Raw genomic sequence first — 17,310 nt, 5'->3', positions numbered from 1 at the left:
TTCCGCTAAGGAAAGATTTGGTAATGATTGGTGGCAGAGGAAAAATAGGAGGTCGTGCGGTGCTTTGTCAAGGCCCGTTTTTACAGGCTATGCGCGATGAATAGGATCGAAACTTGCGTTCGCATCCATTGTTTTGGGTCGAGAGAATCGCGTCTAAATCATTCGCGTAATGTTTTATCGCGCAATCTATAAGCCGGATTGGCGAATTACGTTTTTTCTTTTAAATCGGAATCGATTTCGACGAGCCAGATAAAGAACGGCTGTCTCCGCAATTAATGCGCAGACAACAGATTCGCAACCTGATTCGATTGCGTCTGTGCGGCGATATCCTTCGCCGTCATGCCGCGATTGTCTTTCAGCGATTCGTCAGCGCCACGCGCGAGCAGCAACGCGGCGATACCGTCCTAGCCGCCATACGCGGCCGCCATCAGCGGCGTGACGCCGGACGCGTTCGCGTGCTTCACGTTCGCGCCATGATCAATCATTGTGCGCGCTATCTCGGCGTCGCCCTTCTTGCATGCCGTAAGCAGCGCGGTGTCGCCGATTCTCGTCATCGCATCGACGGCTGCGCCGCGATCGAGCGCCGCGATCACGCTTGCGCGGTCGCTGTCTTTCGCGGCGGCGAGCAGCGTGCGATTCACCTCGCCCGCTTCTTCGGCTGCCGCCGGAAGCGCAGCGCCCGACGCGGCCCAAAGCGCGCAGGCCATCAACAGCGCAGTCACCCCATACCGCACGGCGTGATACATGATCGTCTCCCCGACGCTACTGCAGATTCGCGACGTAACTGGCGAGGTTGCGGATATCGTCGTCAGTCAGATTGCGCGCGACGCTGCCCATGTTGCCCCCATCGTTGGTGCGCGTGCGGGAACGGAAGTCCTGCAGTTGCTTGACGATGTACTGATAGTGCTGCCCGGCCACGCGCGGTATCTCGTTCTGCCCCGAGAAGTTGCCGAGGTGGCACATCGTGCAAAGCTCCGCAGCCGACTTCTTGCGCCCCGCTTCGACGGCGACGCCGTCGGCCTTGAAATCGACGGGCACGGGTTTCTGCGCGGCGAAATAGTCAGCGAGATTCTGCATGTCATCTTTCGACAGGTTCGCCGCCATCGGCGACATGCGCCGGTCCTTGCGGCGGCCTTCCTTGAAGTCCTTCAACTGAAGGTACATGTAACGCGGAGTCTGTCCGGCGAGCACGGGGTACTGCGGATCGGTCGAATTGCCCATCGGGCCGTGACAGGCCACGCAGGTCTGCGCCTTCGTCTTGCCGGCTTCCGCGTCGGCGCGTGCGTCGGCGAGCGGCCACGTGACACCGCCCATACAAAAAATCACTGCGCAAGCGCGCGCGACGATACGCGCTGCGCGCTGCGCGGTGAGCGATGACGTCCCGGTTCGCGTCATCACGGCAACGCGAAGACCAGCACCGTGTTGCCGCGTTTGAAGTCCAGTTGCGTGTTGCCGCCCGCCGCGACGGCCACATACTGCTTGCCGCGCACGCTATACGACACGGCCGGCGCATTGACGCCCGCACCGCACTGGAACTCCCAGAGCTTCTTGCCCGTCGCTGCATCGAACGCGCGGAACAGCCCGTTGCCTTCGCCGTTGAACACCATCGACTCGTTGACAGCCGCCTGAAAGATGAACACCGGCCGCAGCTTCGCCACGTTGGTCTGGTTGATCTGCGTGCCCGGATAGAAGCGCGTCTGCGCATACGATCCGTTCGAATGCAGCCAGTCGGACGTATTGCCGGCGGCGCTGTCGAGTTGCGCCTGACTGACGGGCGCAAACGTCGACGGCATCGGCGCCGAGGTGGTGGTGGACGTGTTCTGCACTTCGTCGGCGGCCCGCGAGGTGGGCGATGCGAGCGCGGCGAACAACATGGGAATGAAGACGGCGAGGTACCGCGGGGATGGCGTCATGAGCGTCTTCTCGGCTTTTTATCGTTTGAGCTTGCGAGCGCGGGAGTGCGGCGGCTGTCCGCGCGTAGACAACGCGTGGACGGGGCACAGTCGCGCCCCCCTCTCAAACAACAAAAGCTTTGAAATTGGAACCGTTTGATTGCTTCGGGACGGGTCGGCTGCGCAGATTCGGCGAGTACAACTTCTCGCCCTCAAGGCCGGCTCAATTAAGCGTAGGCGAAGCAATGCCGATTTTCCAGGCACGCGGCAGCGCATTGGCGCCTCATTACCGCGCAAATGAAGGTTGGTTCACGTATGAGGATTGACGGCCGCTCGCGCCGCGTTGACGAACGGACGGGCGTAGTGCCGGCTTTATAACCTGCTTGTGGACGCACGCTTTGTGCGCTGCATCGAAGTGATGCGAAGCCGGCCTCCGGCTTCGCATCCGGAAGGCTCACGCCTGCGCGTCGTCGCTCTCGCCGAGCATGCGCATCGCGGCTTTCTCCGCGTTCGCCACGTGCAGGCGCGCGAGCGCCTGGGCTTCGTCGGCATCGCGTGCCTTGAGCGCCTTGTAGAGCTTGTCGATTTCGCGCAGGCTGCTCGGCAGCCGGTCGGGATGCATCAGCGACGTGGCACGCAGCAGATTCACCCGCGAATACAGGCTATTCAGAACCTCCTTAACCAGCGCATTGCCGCAATTGTCGAGCAGCACCTCGTAGAGCGCGGTCTTGGCCTTGAGCACGCCCGCCTGGTCCTGCGCCGTGGCCTGCGTGCGCAGTTCCTTCGCGGCCTCGCCGAACTGCGCAATCGCGGCGTCGCTGGCGAGCCTGGCGAACTCGTGCGCCGCGAAGCCTTCCAGCAGCCCGCGCAACGCGTACAGTTCGCTCGCCTCCTGCTGCGAGATCACGGCGACGATCGGGCCTTTGTGCGGCACGCTGCGCACGAGCTTTTCCGCTTCGAGCTTGCGCAGCGCTTCGCGTACCGAGGTACGGCTCACGCCGAGCGACTCGCACAGTTCGCGCTCGATCAGACGCGCGCCCGGCGCAAAGCGCCCGCTCATGATGGCCTGCCTTAGCACGTTTTCGACCTGATGACGCAGCGTCTCAGGTCGGACCAACCCGATATCAGTCGACATTATTGTCTTCCCGTCCGACAAAGTTACAGTCGCTATGATACTTCACCGCCAGCCGTTTTCCGTCCTCCGTTGCGCATAAAACGCGTTGATTGTTGCCTCGCTGTAGCACTTCAGTTGTAGCCGAGTATCGCCACGGCCCGCACATGTGCGTGGTCCGTGCCGTTCGCTGCGAGCCGCGCGAGCGGCAGCGCCTGCAATGCGCGGAACGTCGAATGGGAATCGCGGACGCGCGCACTCGCGTTTTGAAGCGGCCGCGCAGAACGGGTGACGTGCTCGTTCAATACGTTGGGATTCAGCATCGCGCGGTCATGCATCGACGGCCACTCGGTGCTTTGCCAGTGCCGCTTCGAGCAGCGGCGCGCCGAGTTCTGCGCCGTGAATGCCCGTCGTGCTGACGATCTCCAGCAATTCCATCAATTCGTCCGCTGTCGCGCCGTAGCGCAGCGCGTTGCGCATATGCAGCTTGAGGCCGGGCACGTACAGATGTGTCGACGACGCGTCGAACGCGCAATACATGAACTCCTTGATCTTCGGACTCAACACGCCTGTGCGCCACGGCACCGAAGAAAACTCGACATACGCCTCGAACAGGTCGGGATCGAGTTCGAGCAGCCCTTCCCACGTCGGATGCCAGTAGCCGCGATTCTTCTCGAATGCTTCCTTCAATGCGCGGCGGCGTTCGTCGAGCGGCACAGGTCCCGCGCGCAAGCCTTCCTCTTCGAGCACTTCGAGCAGCACAGGCACGCCGACGTTACTCGTGTGAATGCCGATCGTGCTGATCAGCTCCAGCACTTCCATCAGTTCTTCGCGCGTCGCGCCGAACCCGAGCGCGCGCTCGATATGATGCGCGACGCCCGGCCCGTATAGCTGCGTCGCGCACGCATCGGCGGCGAGCGCGATGAACGCGCGCGTCTTGTCATCGAGATGGTTTCTGCGCTGCGGCACTGCGGAGAACTGCACGTACGCATCGACAAAACCCGCATCGAGACGAAGCATGCTGTCCCATGCGGCATTCCAGACGCCGTGTACGCGCACGAAGTCGTCCTTGATCTGCTGTGGCTCGCGATGCGCGCGCGCCGGCTGCTCTCCCTGCTTCATTCGCTTGCTCCTTCCGATGACGATGATGCTTTCCCCGCGCCGTGTGCCGCCTCAGCCCGTGACCAGCCCTTGCGGATAATCCGCTTCAGCCACTTCTTCCTGCCACGTCGCCTTGCCGATCGACGTCGCGATATGCACCATATAGCTGCCGTCGCTCGCGCCGTGCCAGTGACGCTCGTTCGGTCCGATGAACACGATGTCACCCTGGCGGATTTCCTGCGGCGCCTCGCCCTCCTTGCAAATCCAGCCCTTGCCCGCCGTCACCTGCAGCACCTGACCCTGCTCGTGCGTATGCCAGTAGGTGCGGCCGCGCGGCGCGAAGAACACCGTATTGATGGTGACGCCGTCCGTCGGCGGCATCACGGGGTCGGCCCATACCGTGCCCGAGAACGTCTCGCCGCGCAGTTCCGACAACTTCCCTTCTGCCCTGCCGTGAAATACCTTCATGCCTGCTTCTCCTCTTTGCGAATCTTCCCGTCGTACAGACGCACGCCGCCCGACACATCGCCGATCGCATCGACGACACGATTGCTGATCACGTCGCCATAACCGAGCGCCGTACCGAGACCAAAGCTCGCGAGCGGCCCCGCCGCATTCAGCGACACCACGCCCAGTTCGCGCGCGCGATCGACATACAGCACGACATCCTTCGTCATCAGCTTGCCCGTCAGCCCGCCTTCCAGATAATCGCCGTCGACGATCTTCGGAAAACGGTTCAGCGTCGCGAAGTTCACGCCGCTGCTGCTGTTGAGCACGTCGAGCAGCAGATGCAGGTCGAGTCCCGCCTTCTTGCCCGCCACCATCACTTCCGCGCTCGCCGCAAGGCTCACCGCGTTAAGGAAGTTGTTCAGCAGTTTGGTGGTGTGGCCCGCGCCGCTCTCGCCCATGTGCGCGACCTTAGAACTGATTGGCGCGAATGCCCATGTGAGCGCTTCGACGGCACTCGCGTCGCCGCCGACCATCAGCGTCAACGTGCCTTTCTCCGCTGCTGCCGCGCCGCCTGAAATGCCCGCATCGACATACTGCACGCCGCATTGCGTGAAGCGCCGCGCGAGCCGTATCGTCGAACTCGCGGCGGCCGTGCTCAGATCGACGACGATCTGTCCCGCACGGCAATGCGCGAGCACACCACCTTCGCCTTCGACCACGGCTTCGACGACCTTGCTGTCCGGCAACGACATCATCACGACGTCGGCGAACTTCATGACGTCCGCGATTGAAGGCGCGGCCTGCGCGCCCGCTGCCTTCACACGCTCGGGCGCGGTGTCGTAACCGAGCACCGCAATGCCCGCATCGACGAGACGCCGCGCCATGCGGCCGCCCATGTTGCCGAGACCGATGAATCCGATCCGTTCCTTGTTCATTTGCGCTTTTCCCTTGCAGTCAGTTGATTCGTCAGAAGTCGACGTCCTTCGTTTCCGGTCCCATCATCGCGCCGACCGCGCCGATCAATCCGCCGATGCACAACAGCACCACGGATGTCATCCGCAACGGCATGAACGCGCCAAGCCAGTTCATATAGAACGCGTAGAACGACGGGATGATCACCGAGAGGCTGAAGCCGACGCCGAAGCCCGTCGCACGCACGTCCGTGACGAAGCGTTCGTTGATGTACGTGACGATCACGCCCCACGGCGACGTGACGAGCACGGCGAGCACGCAGACCAGCGCGATGATGGTCGGCAAAGACAATCCGTCGTTGTTCGCGAGCACATACAGCAGCCCTGCACCGACCGTCGCGATCAGCGGGCCGACGATCACGAAGAAGCGTCGCCGACCGATCGACTGTGCAATCAGCCCCGAGCCGATGTAGCTGAAGAACAGCACGAAGTACGTGATCATCAGCGTGGACGTCATCTGGAAGCCCGTCAGATGCAGCGTCTTCACGAGCAGGCCCGTCGGCAGGTAGATCGTGATGATGTTCTGCGTGAGCCAGAAGCCCGTCATCATGACCAGCACCTGAAGCAGGTTGCGTCCGCTCTTGCCGCGCAGCAGGTCGGAGAGCGGCAGCTTTTCCGGCTGATTGCCCTTGTCGGCGGCTTCGCTTTTCCAGATTTCAGATTCGGCGACCTTGTGTACGTAGTACAGCGCGAGAATGCCCGCGAGCACGGCGCCCAACACAAACGGAATGCGCCAGCCCCATTGCGCGTACGGCGAGTTCATGCCGTTCAGCGGAAAGAGTGTGAACATCAGCATCGCGACGAGATTGATCGACACGTATGCAGCCGGAAAGCCCGCGATGATGAAGCCGCCGACAAACCCGCGCTGCGCTTTCTTCGAATACTCGATGGCGAGCGGCATCGCGCCCGTGTAGCCGCCGCCCAGAAAGATCCCGTCGACGAAGCGCAGCAGCACGAGCGCCCAATACGACGCGATGCCGATGCTCTCGTAGCCCGGCAACAGCGCGATCAGCAGCGTGACCACGCCGAAGCCCGACACCGACCAGATCGATGCCTTGCGACGCCCGATACGGTCCGCGATCATGCCGAACAGCAGCGCGCCGATAGGACGCCCGAGCAGCGTCGTGATGAACACCAGCGACGCAAGTATCGTCTCCATGCCGCTCGACAGATGCGGCGGCTGGAAGAACGCGAGCACCGGCGACAGCACGACGACGGGCAGATAAATATCGAACATGTCGATGTACTCGGAGAAGAACGCGCCTTTGATGGCATTGCGTCTTTTCGTTTCTATCGATTGCTCGCCTTCGGACTGTGCGATGTCGGTCGCAGTCAGGGTTTTCATGATTGTCTCCAGGTCTTTGTCGGCATTGCTTGTTGGTTTCGCGCTGCCATGTGTAGTGTCGTCACAGCATCAAGCCGCCGAAGTCTCCGCCTCGTACGCCTTGATCGCTTCCGTCGCGACGCGGAACGCAGCCAGCGCCAGCGGCGCGCCGCAGTACACAGCCGCCTGCATCAGCACCGCGCGGATCTCGTCCTTCGTGACGCCGTTGCGCAGCGCGCCCTTCACGTGGACGGCCAGTTCGTGATGCTGGCTCATCGCAGTGAGCATGCCGAGGTTCAGCATGCTGCGCGTCTTGAACGACAACGTCCTGTCGCCCCAGATATCGCCCCAGCAGCTTTCGGTGACGAACTTCTGCATCGGCCGGTTGAAGTCGTCGGCATTGGCCCACGACTTCTCCACATGCCCCGCGCCAAGTACTTCCTTGCGGTTTTCAAAGCCTTTTTCGAAACGTTCGTTGCTTTCCATCTTGAGGTCCTCTCTGTTGCTTCAACCCGTTCAGTTGCTTCACACGTTACGACTGCCTGACGCGATGATTGTCCGACAATCTAAACGTGCAAAATTTTTTGGCCGCTCCGGACGCAGTTACCTGCTAAGTGCCGTAACCAACCATCGCCTTCGTTTCCAGATACTCGCGCAAACCCGCTTCGCCCCATTCGCGGCCATTGCCCGAACGCTTGTAGCCGCCGAACGGCGCATGGAAATCGGCGGGCGGATAGTTCAGATGCACGCCGCCCGCACGCAATGCACGACCCACCTTGCGGGCGCGCGCGATATCCGCCGATTGCACGTAGGCGGCGAGACCATAGTCCGTGCCGTTGGCAATCGCGATGGCGTCCGCTTCACTGTCGTACGGGATCATCGACAGCACCGGCCCGAAGATTTCTTCACGCGCGATCGTCATGTCGGGCGTGACGTCGGCGAAGACGGTCGGTTTTGCGTAATAACCTTTATCGATGCCTTCAGGCAAGCCCGTGCCGCCTGCCACCAGCCGCGCGCCTTCGTCGATGCCCTTCTGGATCAACGCCTGCACGCGCTCGAACTGGTTGCGGTTGACGAGCGGGCCGAGTTGCGTCGAAGCATCGTCGGTCGGACCGACGCGATACGTTTCCGCCGCGCGCTTCGCGATCTGCGCGGCGTCGTTCATCAGATGACGCGGTACCAGCATGCGCGTCGGAATCGAGCACGACTGGCCCGAGTTCACGAAGCACGCAGCCACGCCGCGCTTGACGGCCTCTTCGAGATCGACGTCGTCGAGCAGGATGTTCGCGGACTTGCCGCCCAGTTCCTGCGCGACGCGCTTGACGGTCGGCGCGGCTGACTGCGCGACCAGCACGCCCGCGCGCGTCGAGCCCGTGAACGACACCATGTCGATATCCGGATGGCTCGCGATTGCCTCGCCCACACCCGGACCATCGCCATTGACGAGATTGAACACGCCGGCGGGCACTTGCGCTTCGTCGAGCACTTCCGCGAAGAGCAACGCGCTGAGCGGCGAATACTCGCTCGGCTTGAGCACCATCGTGCAACCCGCTGCGAGCGCGGGCGCGATCTTCACGACGATCTGGTTGACGGGCCAGTTCCACGGCGTAATCAACCCGCACACGCCGATCGCCTCGTGTACGACGCGCGTGCTGCCGCGCTGCTCTTCGAATTCGAAGCGCTCCAGCACGTCGATCAGCGCATTCAGATGCGCGGGACCACGCGCCGCCTGGCCGTTGCGTGCGAACGTGACGGGCGCGCCCATCTCGCGGCGCATCGCTTCCGCGAACTCGTCGTAGCGGCGTTCGTAGACCTGCAGCACGCGCCGCAACAACGCGACACGTTCCGCGACGCTCGTCGTGGACCACGCGGGAAACGCGCGACGCGCGGCAGCGACCGCGCGGTCGACATCTTCCGCATTGCCGAGCGCGAGCCGCTCGAACGGTGTTTCCGTGGCTGGATCGACGATATCGAACCAGCGGGCGCATGCGGGTTCGACCCAGCGTCCGTCGATATAAAACTGCGCTGCATGTGACATGGCAGGTTCCTGTGCAGAATCAACGCGCATCGCGATCGAGCAGGCGATACATTTCGGTGTGGTCGGTGGCGGGCGTCGAACGTTGCGCGGCTTCGCCCCACACTGCGGTGACGGTGTCGCCGAGCGTCATCGGATAACCGACCGACTGCGCAAGCGCATGAGCGATCTTCAGATCCTTGTTCATCAATTGCAGTGCGAAGCCGGACCCGAACGTTCCGCTCAGCATGAACTGCTTGACCTTGTTTTCCGACGTATTGCTGCGGCCCGACGAAGCGTTCAGCACGTCTGTCATCACATCCGGCTCGATGCCGAAGCGTTGTGCGACGAGCAGCGCTTCGACGGTCGCCGCGAGTCCCGCCGCCGACACGTAGTTGTTCAGCGCCTTCGCCGCATGCCCCGAGCCCGCGCCGCCTATATGCAAGATGCTCTTGCCCATCGCTTCGAGCACAGGCATGCACTGCGTGAGCACTTCCGCGCGACCGCCGACGAGAATCGCCAGCGTGCCTTCCTTCGCTTTCTTCACGCCACCGGATACGGGCGCGTCCAGATACGCGAGGCCGCGTTCTTCGAGCGCCGCGCCGAGCTTGCGCGAACGTTCCGGTTCCGACGAACTCATGTCGATCACGACCGAGCCCTTCGCGAGCCGGCTCGCCCAACCCTCTGCGCCGCCGCCGAGCAGCACGCTTTCGACGATGGCCGAGTTCGGCAGCATCGTGATCAATGCTTCGAGCGACGCGGCGTTGTCGCGAGTCAAACGCTGCGCGCCCGCTTGCGTGGCGAGCGTGTCGGCGCGCGCTGCATCCGCGTCGTCGATGTACAGGTCGAAGCCCGCGTTGACGAGGCATTGCACCATCGGCGCGCCCATCATGCCGAGCCCGATGAAACCGATGCGCTTCTTCTGTGTCATGGCATCCATCTCCTAGCGCAGCGCGGAGAACGAGGTCGGTGTCAGGAAATGATTTTCGATGCGCTCGACGATAGGACGCTGCGCTTCCGTCGCGGCGCGCGTCGCGATCCAGTCGGCGTCGGCCTGAAACGCGTTCCACTTCTGCTCGCGCTCGGCGAGGCTTTCCCATTGGATCATGTACGTGAGCGCGTGATTGCTCGGACCGATCAGCGTGGTCCAAAAGCCGATCTGCTGGATGCCGTACTTCTCGAAGAAACCGAGCGTGTGCGTCGTGAAGCGGTCGAGCAAGGCCGGCAGGCGCGTCGGCGCGCAGTGATAGATGCGCATTTCAACGATCATGGTGTTCTCCGTGTTTCGTGTTGTGTGTTCGATTCGATACTGCTTCAATCTTCAAGGCCGTCGACCGACGACCAGCGTTCGACGTACTTGACGAGCTCCGTCATATCGCGCGCGGCGCCGTCCTGCATCGCGGCGTAGTTCCACATCTGGCGCGCGACGCTGCCCACCCACATCGGCACGCCGAGCGCCTGGCATTCGTCGACGGCAAGACCGATGTCCTTGCAGACGCTGCCGACAGGAAAGCCGAAATCGAATGTGCCAGGCAGCACGTGCTTCGGAAACTTGTCGAGCGTCGCGCCGTTCTTGCCGCTGCCCGCATTGATCACCGACATCATCACTTCCGGGTCGAGCCCGCCGCGCATGCCCGCGACGAAGGCCTCGGAGGTGATCGCGAACGCCGTCGACGACAACATGTTGTTCAGCAGCTTCAGCAATTGCCCTTGCCCCGCCTTGTCACCGACGACGAACACTTTGCCCAGCACGTCGAACAGGCCGCGCACTTCTTCGAGCGCGACGGGATTGCCCGCCGCCATGATCGCGAGCGTGCCCTTCGTCGCGCCCGCTGCGCCGCCGCTCACGGGGGCATCGACGGTTTCGATTCCCTTTGCGAGCAGTCCTTCTGCAACTTCCTTTTCGATGCGCGAGCCGACCGTCGACAGATCGACCAGCACTTTGATTGCGCTGCCGTCGATCAGGCCGCCGTCGCCGAGCGCGACCTGTTTGAAGATCGCGGGCGTGGGCAGGCTCGTAAACACGATGCGCGCGCTGTTGGCGACGTCACGCACCGACGCGGCCACTTGCGCGCCCGCCGCCTTGAGTTCCGCAACGGCAGCTTCATCGCGGTCGTACACGATCACCGTGTGACCCGCTTCGATCAGCCGCCGCGCCATCGGCCGGCCCATCGTGCCGACGCCGACGAAACCGAGCGACGGCCCGCGTTGCTGACTTGATGCCTGACTACTCGACATGACAATCCTCGTGAATGAAAAAATTCCGTTTCAATTCGAACCGCGAGCACGCGCGAGACGCATCACTGCGGCCGCGTCCGTCTCGGTCTCGAACTTCCATAATCTGTCGATCAACGCTTGCGCATCGACGCCCGAGCGTGAATACGCGGCCAGTTGATGCAGCTTGTCGGCCAACTCGACATTGGCAAGCGGCGCGGCGAGACTGCCGCGCGCAGCATGCACGCGATGCGCGACGCGTTCGCCCGAACGCAGAATGATCGTTACCTGCGCGGATTCGACGGGCCACGACGCGTTATCGATGAAACGCAGGCGGCTTCCAAGCGCACGTAGCGAAGGATCGGCGACGGCAGCATCGCTGAACTCGTCGAGGCCAGCCTTGCCGCGCGACAACACCACGGCGACCGCGTGCTGCGCGCTGACCTGCGATTCGCGGCCCGTTCGAGCACCCGCCCGGTCGGTGCGCTCGCGCAGCAGCGGATGGCCCGTCAGTTCGATCTGTTCGATATCGTCGAGTGACCAGCGCGCGTCGCGCCGCAGATCGAGGCATGCTTCGATCACCGGGTTCAGCACGACGCCGCACGGATACGGCTTGTAGGTGTTCTTCAGCAGTTCCCACTCATGCCCGAGTTCATGCGTAAGCGCGCTCCAAACTGGTTGCGACGCTGTCACGCGCAGAAAACCGCGCTCGCCTTCGAGCGGCGCTTCGGGGCCCGAAAAGCCGTCTTCTGCAAGCAGCGCGGACAGCAGTCCATTGCGCGCCGCATTGCCGACACTGATGCTCTTGGACATCGTGCCGAGCGTTTCGACCAGTCCGCCCGTTTGCACCGATGCATTGCCAAGCGCCCACACGATCTGCTGTTCATCAAGCTCAAGCGCCTTCGCCACAGCGGCAGCCGCGCCGAACACACCGCATGTCGACGTGATGTGCCAGCCGCGCTGATAGTGCTCCGGCGAGACCGCGTTGCCGATCCGGCATTCCACTTCGACGCCCAGCACGAACGCGAGCAGCAGCGCTTCGCCGTTCATCGCGCGCGACTCGGCAAGCGCGAACAACGCAGCCGCGACGGGCGCAGTGGGATGAATGATGGTCGGGATATGCGTGTCGTCGAAGTCGTAGACGTTCGCGCTCATCGCGTTGAGCGCGGCTGCGTTCAGCATGTCCGTGCGCTCGCCGCGTCCAACGATGCTCGCGTTTTCATCGGCGCGAAAACGCTGATAGACGTTGACGGCTTTGTCGAGTGTCGGGTCATGCGAGCCTGCCAGCGCGACCGCGAAGTAATTGACGAGCGAGCGCTTCGCTTCGTTGCGTACGTTGGCAGGCAAGTCACGCCACTGCGTGCCGGCGACGAAGCGTGCAAGAGAGCGAGTCAATACGCCGCTTCGCAATGCGTTGGCGTCGATGGAATCAGCCTGCAAGCCAGCCTCCTTCTATCGGCATCATCGCGCCCGTGATCTGGCTCGCGGCCGGTCCGCACAGAAACACGACCATCTCGCCGACATGCGCGGCTTCGACCAGTTCGCCCGTCGGTTGCTTGCCTTTGAGAAACTCGCGCACTGCATCGCTGCGATTCAATCCGCTCTCGTCCATCAATGCGTTGATGCGTCCATCGATATTCGGCGTCAGCACCGAGCCCGGACAGATCGCATTGCACGTGATGCCCTGATTCAGCGTCTCGATTGCCACCGAGCGCGTAAGCCCCAGCAGCGCGGTCTTCGTCGTCACGTAATCGATGCGATTCGCAACGGCGCGCGCGCCGTACACCGAAGTCATGTTGAAGATGCGTCCCCAGCCGCGCTCGCGCATGCCGGGCAAGGTCAGTTGAATCGCGCGAAATGCGGCCGTCAGATTCACCGCGAGCGCGTTGTTCCAGTGCTCGATCGGGAACGATTCGATATCCGCGAAATGCCGTACGACGGCGTTGTTGATCAGCACGTCAAGTGTCTTCACGCGTTCCCGCGCGGCGCCGATCAAAGCATCGACGCCTGCGGGGGTTGCGAGATCGGCTTGCACGTACGCGACGTTGACGTCGAACGTGGATGCCAGCTCGTCTGTGGTCCGCGTCATCTGCTGCGGCGCTTCGAGTCCGTGCAGCACGATGTCGCAGCCTGCGCCCGCGAGCGCTCGCGCCATCGCGAGACCCAGGCCGTTCGACGAACCTGTCACTAAAGCGCCTTTGCCTTTCAACATCATGAGTTTCGCCCCGCTCAACGCGCTTGTGCGTCGAGACGCACGATCCAGCCTTCCGTCTCGCGATCATGCGACGGATATCGCGTCAGCACAGCAGGATCGTGGCCCGGAATCACATGTTCGGGCGAACTGGCCAGCCGATGCGCAGCCTCATAGCCTTCAAGCATGTCGCCGACGTTGTAGACGACAGGGAACGGCCGATGTTCCTGCATGTTCGCGTAGAAATGCGACGCATCCGACGCGAGCACGACCCAGCCGCGCTCCGTATGCACGCGCACGACCTGCAAGCCGTTCGTATGTCCGCCGACCCAATGCACGCTCAGTCCAGGCGTGATCTCCGACGCGCCGTCATGAAATTGCACGCGCCCATCGAAAAGACGGCCGACCATGGACTTCACGTCTTCCGGCTCGAACGGATGACTCAGCGCGTGATGGCACATGCAACGCCCCGTGCAATACGCCATCTCGCGATCCTGAAGGTGATAACGAGCGCGCGGAAACAGCGTGCTATTGCCCGCGTGGTCATAGTGCATGTGCGTGATGATCACGTCTTCGACGTCATCGGCGCGAATGCCGATCTGCTTCAGGCCGCGCTCCACCGTGTTCGTGATCGTGCGGCCGCGCTTGTCGGCCATTGCCTGGTCGAAGCCCGTATCGACGATGAACGTGCGCGATTCGCCCACCACGGCCCACACGAAGTAATCGAGCGGCATCGGCACGTCATGCGAATCGCCGCCGATGAAGTTGTCGCGCGAACGGCGCTCGAAATGCGCATACTTGACTGCGTAGATACGGTAGTTCTCAGTGGGCGATGACATGTCTCGAGTGTCCTTTGTTTGTACAGTGATCCGTCGCGGCGTATGCAGCGCGGCGGTTATTTCATGGCCGCCGTCGCGCCGCCTTCGATGGCTTCCGCGCTCGTGACACCGGCATCGGCGGCAATCGATTCCAGCGAACGCTGCTTCGTTTCCGGGCCGAGCACGCCGACGATCAGCGCCTGGATCAGCAGCGTGCAGACGATCAGCGTCAGCACGCCCGCAATGCCGAAGCGCATGAACGCGCTCGCCACCGCATACGGCACGACGATGCTGACCGCGCGGCCCACCGTGTTCGCGAGACCCGAGCCGCGCAGGCGCAGCTCCGTCGGGAACAGTTCGGGCACATACGTCGCGACGCTGAACGACGACAGCACATAGATGCAGCAGGTGATCGCAAACCCAAGCGCCGTGATCGCAACCGCAGACTGTGCAAACGGATACGCGACGCCGAAGCCCACGCACACCAGCGAAAACAGTACGATGCCCCACTTCCGGCCCAGATGCTCGGCGAGTGCAAAGGCGATCAGCGAGCCGATCGGGCCGCCCGCAAACATCACGGCTGTCAGACCGAGCGAACTGGAAACGCTGTGTCCCTGTTTGACGAGGAACGTCGGTATCCAGCTGACGAATGCATAGTTGACCGTGAACAGCGCGACGAGAACCGTGATGGCCGTGATCGTGCGCGTGAGCAGCCGGCGCGAGAACAGATCGCCGAGACGGCCTGTGTCGTTCGAATAGAACTCGCGCGCGGAGGGTTCAGGCGAATTGACCGGATAGCTGACTGCGTTACCGCACGCCGTCTCGATTCGCTCGACGATCTCCCGCGCTTCGTCGCCGCGTCCGCGCGACGCGAGCCAGCGCGGCGACTCCGGCATCGACTTGCGCAGGAACCACACGAAGAGCGCGCCGCATCCCGCGATTGCGAACATCCAGCGCCAGCCGTATTGCGGCACGATCAGCCAGCCGAGAAAGGTCGACAGAAACAGCGACGTGTTGATGATCAGATTGAGGACGGTGCCGAAGCGGCCGCGCCAGTCGGCAGGGATGAACTCGCTCAGCGTGCCATAGCCGACGACGATCTCCGCACCCATGCCGACGCCCATCACGAGACGGAAGAAGATCAGCCAGTAGATCGACGGCGCGAGCGCCGCGGCAATCGATGCGAAGCCGTAGATGCCGAGATTGAACTGATAGCAGAAACGGCGCCCGAAGCGATCGCCGAGCAGCCCGGAAAGCCACGCGCCCGTCATCATGCCGATGAAGGTGACGGAGACGAACGTCGCGTTGAGGCTAAGTGTGGATTCGCCGCTGTGGATCATCGCGGCGAGGACCGTGCCGGCGATATAGATGTCGAACGAATCGAAATACATGCCGGCCGCGATCAGGCCCAGTAGACGCCAATGGAAGCCGGACAGAGGAAGTCTGTCCAGGCGCACTCCGATACTGGCATCCATCTGCATGAGGCTGTCTCCGTGACGTTCGCGTTTTTTTGTGTACCCGCTTTTGCGTTCCATGTTGCGCTGAGCTTCGGAACGCAGGCGGCCGGTCGATGGGTTGGATTATATTCCTGTCATACAATCCGTCAAGCAGACGATTCAGGTTCGTTCACTGATCTGCCCATGACGTTTTTGTGGACAAAAGGCTACAACTCACCTCACAAACGTTTACTGTCCGCTGACATCTCGTTATATTCCCCGGATCACAACGGTGCTGCTGGACGTGAGTCCAGCGGTGCTTCAAGCAGTCCGTCCGCTCCACAAAAACTGGAAGACAGGACGTCAGCAACACACGCGGCTGTCTCATGACACGCCGCGCCAGCAGGATTACACCGGCATCGAAACGCGAAATCGTGCGCCCACGCATGAGGCCCCTGCTCGATTTGACATTTCGTGCCGCCTTTAGCAGTACGTTTTCACGCCATGCCGCGCGCCCGCCGCCAACGGGCGCGCAGGCATTCACTACAAGAAGGAAGAGAATGAAAAAGACCATCCTGGCCGCAGCGGCTCTCGGGAGTTTCAGCATCGTTGCGCAGGCACAAAGCAGCGTCACGTTGTACGGCCTGCTCGACGCCGGTATCACGTACGCAAACAAGGTGGCGACTTCGACGGGACATGACAGTCTCGTCAAATACGGCGACGGCGTCGCATCGGGCAGCCGTTGGGGCCTGCGCGGCACGGAAGACCTCGGCGGCGGACTGAAGGCGATCTTCGTGCTCGAAAGCGGCTTCAGCACGGGCGACGGCACGTCGGGCCAGGGCGGCGCGCTGTTCGGCCGTCAGGCGTTCGTGGGACTGACGAAGGACGGCATCGGCTCGGTGACCTTCGGCCGTCAGTACTCGTTCTCGACCGACTACATCGGCGCGAACTACACGATGGGCAGCCAGACGCCCGCCGGCAACTACGCGTATCACATCAACGATCTCGACCAGTTGACGTCGAGCCGTATCAACAACGCAGTGAAGTTCAGCAGCGCGAACTTCGCGGGCCTCACGTTCGGCGCGATGTACGGCTTCTCGAACTCGACGCAGTTCGCCGGCACGCCGACCACGACGGCGGGCACGACGACCACGCAAGGTTCGTCGAGCACGTACAGCTTCGGCGCGAACTATGCGACGGGTCCGTTCGGCATCGGCGCGGCGTACACGAACATCCGCTTCCCGAACGGCGCGACGCCTGCGTTCAGCGTGAGCATCGCGAACGTCAACACGCTCGGCCTGCGCGACCTCGAAACCTTCGGCGTCGGCGCGCGCTACGCGATCGCTTCCGGTCTCGTGTTCGCGAACTGGACGCACACGAAGTTCGAGCCGCTCTCGGGTGAATCGTCGAAGCTGAACAACTATGAAATCGGCGGCCGCTGGGGCTTCACGCCCGCGCTGTCGGCGGGCCTGGGCTACACGTTCTCGAAGCTCGACGACCGCTTCGAAGGCAAGTGGCATCAGATCAACAGCTCGGTCGACTACGCGCTGTCCAAGCGCACCGATGTCTACCTGCTGGGGATCTACCAGAAGGCGTCGGGCAGCAACGTCGTGGCGGGCCGCAACGTGCCCGTGCAGGCTGAGATCGGCTCGTCTTCGTCGTTCATCGGCAATGCGGGCGCGAACACGCAGTTCGTGACGCGCGTCGGTCTGCGTCACCGCTTCTGATCGTGTGATGGTGGCCGCTGCGCCGAAGGCGCGCGGCCACATCAGCGCATCCAGTCTCCAA

18 protein-coding genes and 1 pseudogene are annotated in these 17,310 nt (G+C 62.6%); 1 reads left to right on the top strand and 18 read right to left on the bottom strand.

Translation table 11 applies throughout. The features are described from left to right. Positions 1-404: 404 nt before the first annotated feature. The 18 genes and pseudogenes from BLT65_RS04260 to BLT65_RS04175 all read right to left on the bottom strand — a co-directional run bounded on the left by BLT65_RS04260 (position 405) and on the right by BLT65_RS04175 (position 15,567). A complete protein-coding gene (locus BLT65_RS04260) occupies positions 405-746 on the bottom strand; it encodes an ankyrin repeat domain-containing protein (RefSeq protein ID WP_425273101.1) in 342 nt (113 codons plus the stop codon). Between the two features lie 16 nt (positions 747-762). Then, a complete protein-coding gene (locus tag BLT65_RS04255; protein WP_244186414.1) occupies positions 763-1,314 on the bottom strand; it encodes a c-type cytochrome in 552 nt (183 codons plus the stop codon). An 80-nt stretch (positions 1,315-1,394) separates the two neighbouring features. Next, positions 1,395-1,607: pseudogene (locus BLT65_RS48665) on the bottom strand (PQQ-binding-like beta-propeller repeat protein); the annotation flags it as partial. A gap of 739 nt (positions 1,608-2,346) precedes the next feature. After that, a complete protein-coding gene (locus BLT65_RS04245) occupies positions 2,347-3,027 on the bottom strand; it encodes a GntR family transcriptional regulator (RefSeq protein ID WP_042308644.1) in 681 nt (226 codons plus the stop codon). A gap of 110 nt (positions 3,028-3,137) precedes the next feature. Further along, on the bottom strand, positions 3,138-3,326 hold the full coding sequence (locus BLT65_RS04240; RefSeq protein ID WP_244186413.1) for a hypothetical protein: 189 nt from the start codon (positions 3,324-3,326) through the stop codon (positions 3,138-3,140). A gap of 7 nt (positions 3,327-3,333) precedes the next feature. Next, positions 3,334-4,125 (bottom strand): carboxymuconolactone decarboxylase family protein, encoded by a 792-nt coding sequence (locus tag BLT65_RS04235; protein ID WP_042308648.1) that lies wholly within the window; start codon positions 4,123-4,125, stop codon positions 3,334-3,336. 51 nt (positions 4,126-4,176) lie between these two features. Further along, positions 4,177-4,572, bottom strand: coding sequence for a cupin domain-containing protein (locus BLT65_RS04230; protein WP_091775114.1), 396 nt, complete (start codon positions 4,570-4,572; stop codon positions 4,177-4,179). Further along, positions 4,569-5,489, bottom strand: coding sequence for an NAD(P)-dependent oxidoreductase (locus BLT65_RS04225; RefSeq protein ID WP_091775110.1), 921 nt, complete (start codon positions 5,487-5,489; stop codon positions 4,569-4,571). The genes BLT65_RS04230 and BLT65_RS04225 overlap by 4 nt, the downstream gene beginning before the upstream one ends. A gap of 31 nt (positions 5,490-5,520) precedes the next feature. Then, a complete protein-coding gene (locus BLT65_RS04220; RefSeq protein ID WP_042308653.1) occupies positions 5,521-6,870 on the bottom strand; it encodes an MFS transporter in 1,350 nt (449 codons plus the stop codon). 69 nt (positions 6,871-6,939) lie between these two features. Further along, the gene (locus tag BLT65_RS04215; RefSeq protein WP_007579377.1) at positions 6,940-7,335 is read right to left on the bottom strand and encodes a carboxymuconolactone decarboxylase family protein; all 396 of its coding nucleotides are present in this window, start codon (positions 7,333-7,335) and stop codon (positions 6,940-6,942) included. A 124-nt stretch (positions 7,336-7,459) separates the two neighbouring features. Further along, positions 7,460-8,887: an aldehyde dehydrogenase family protein gene (locus BLT65_RS04210; RefSeq protein WP_091775107.1), complete on the bottom strand. Its 1,428-nt coding sequence runs from the start codon at positions 8,885-8,887 to the stop codon at positions 7,460-7,462. A gap of 19 nt (positions 8,888-8,906) precedes the next feature. Then, on the bottom strand, positions 8,907-9,794 hold the full coding sequence (locus BLT65_RS04205; protein WP_091775104.1) for an NAD(P)-dependent oxidoreductase: 888 nt from the start codon (positions 9,792-9,794) through the stop codon (positions 8,907-8,909). A 12-nt stretch (positions 9,795-9,806) separates the two neighbouring features. After that, on the bottom strand, positions 9,807-10,133 hold the full coding sequence (locus tag BLT65_RS04200; protein ID WP_035996114.1) for an NIPSNAP family protein: 327 nt from the start codon (positions 10,131-10,133) through the stop codon (positions 9,807-9,809). 44 nt (positions 10,134-10,177) lie between these two features. Next, positions 10,178-11,101, bottom strand: a complete 924-nt coding sequence (locus BLT65_RS04195) for an NAD(P)-dependent oxidoreductase (protein WP_091775101.1) — start codon at positions 11,099-11,101, stop codon at positions 10,178-10,180. 30 nt (positions 11,102-11,131) lie between these two features. Beyond that, positions 11,132-12,517, bottom strand: a complete 1,386-nt coding sequence (locus BLT65_RS04190; RefSeq protein WP_091775097.1) for an MmgE/PrpD family protein — start codon at positions 12,515-12,517, stop codon at positions 11,132-11,134. Continuing rightward, positions 12,507-13,292: an SDR family oxidoreductase gene (locus BLT65_RS04185; RefSeq protein WP_091775093.1), complete on the bottom strand. Its 786-nt coding sequence runs from the start codon at positions 13,290-13,292 to the stop codon at positions 12,507-12,509. The genes BLT65_RS04190 and BLT65_RS04185 overlap by 11 nt, the downstream gene beginning before the upstream one ends. A gap of 14 nt (positions 13,293-13,306) precedes the next feature. Further along, positions 13,307-14,107 (bottom strand): N-acyl homoserine lactonase family protein, encoded by an 801-nt coding sequence (locus BLT65_RS04180; RefSeq protein ID WP_091775090.1) that lies wholly within the window; start codon positions 14,105-14,107, stop codon positions 13,307-13,309. 56 nt (positions 14,108-14,163) lie between these two features. Beyond that, positions 14,164-15,567: an MFS transporter gene (locus BLT65_RS04175; protein ID WP_091775087.1), complete on the bottom strand. Its 1,404-nt coding sequence runs from the start codon at positions 15,565-15,567 to the stop codon at positions 14,164-14,166. A gap of 515 nt (positions 15,568-16,082) precedes the next feature. Here BLT65_RS04175 and BLT65_RS04170 point away from each other — a divergent pair. Continuing rightward, positions 16,083-17,249: a porin gene (locus tag BLT65_RS04170; RefSeq protein ID WP_091775084.1), complete on the top strand. Its 1,167-nt coding sequence runs from the start codon at positions 16,083-16,085 to the stop codon at positions 17,247-17,249. Positions 17,250-17,310 lie beyond the last annotated feature (61 nt).

The sequence above is a fragment of the Paraburkholderia steynii genome (assembly GCF_900100565.1).
In the GTDB taxonomy this organism is placed as follows: Bacteria; Pseudomonadota; Gammaproteobacteria; order Burkholderiales; family Burkholderiaceae; genus Paraburkholderia; species Paraburkholderia terrae.
The sequence above is the reverse complement of the archived record's forward strand: the minus strand, read 5'-3'. Positions and strand labels throughout refer to the sequence as shown.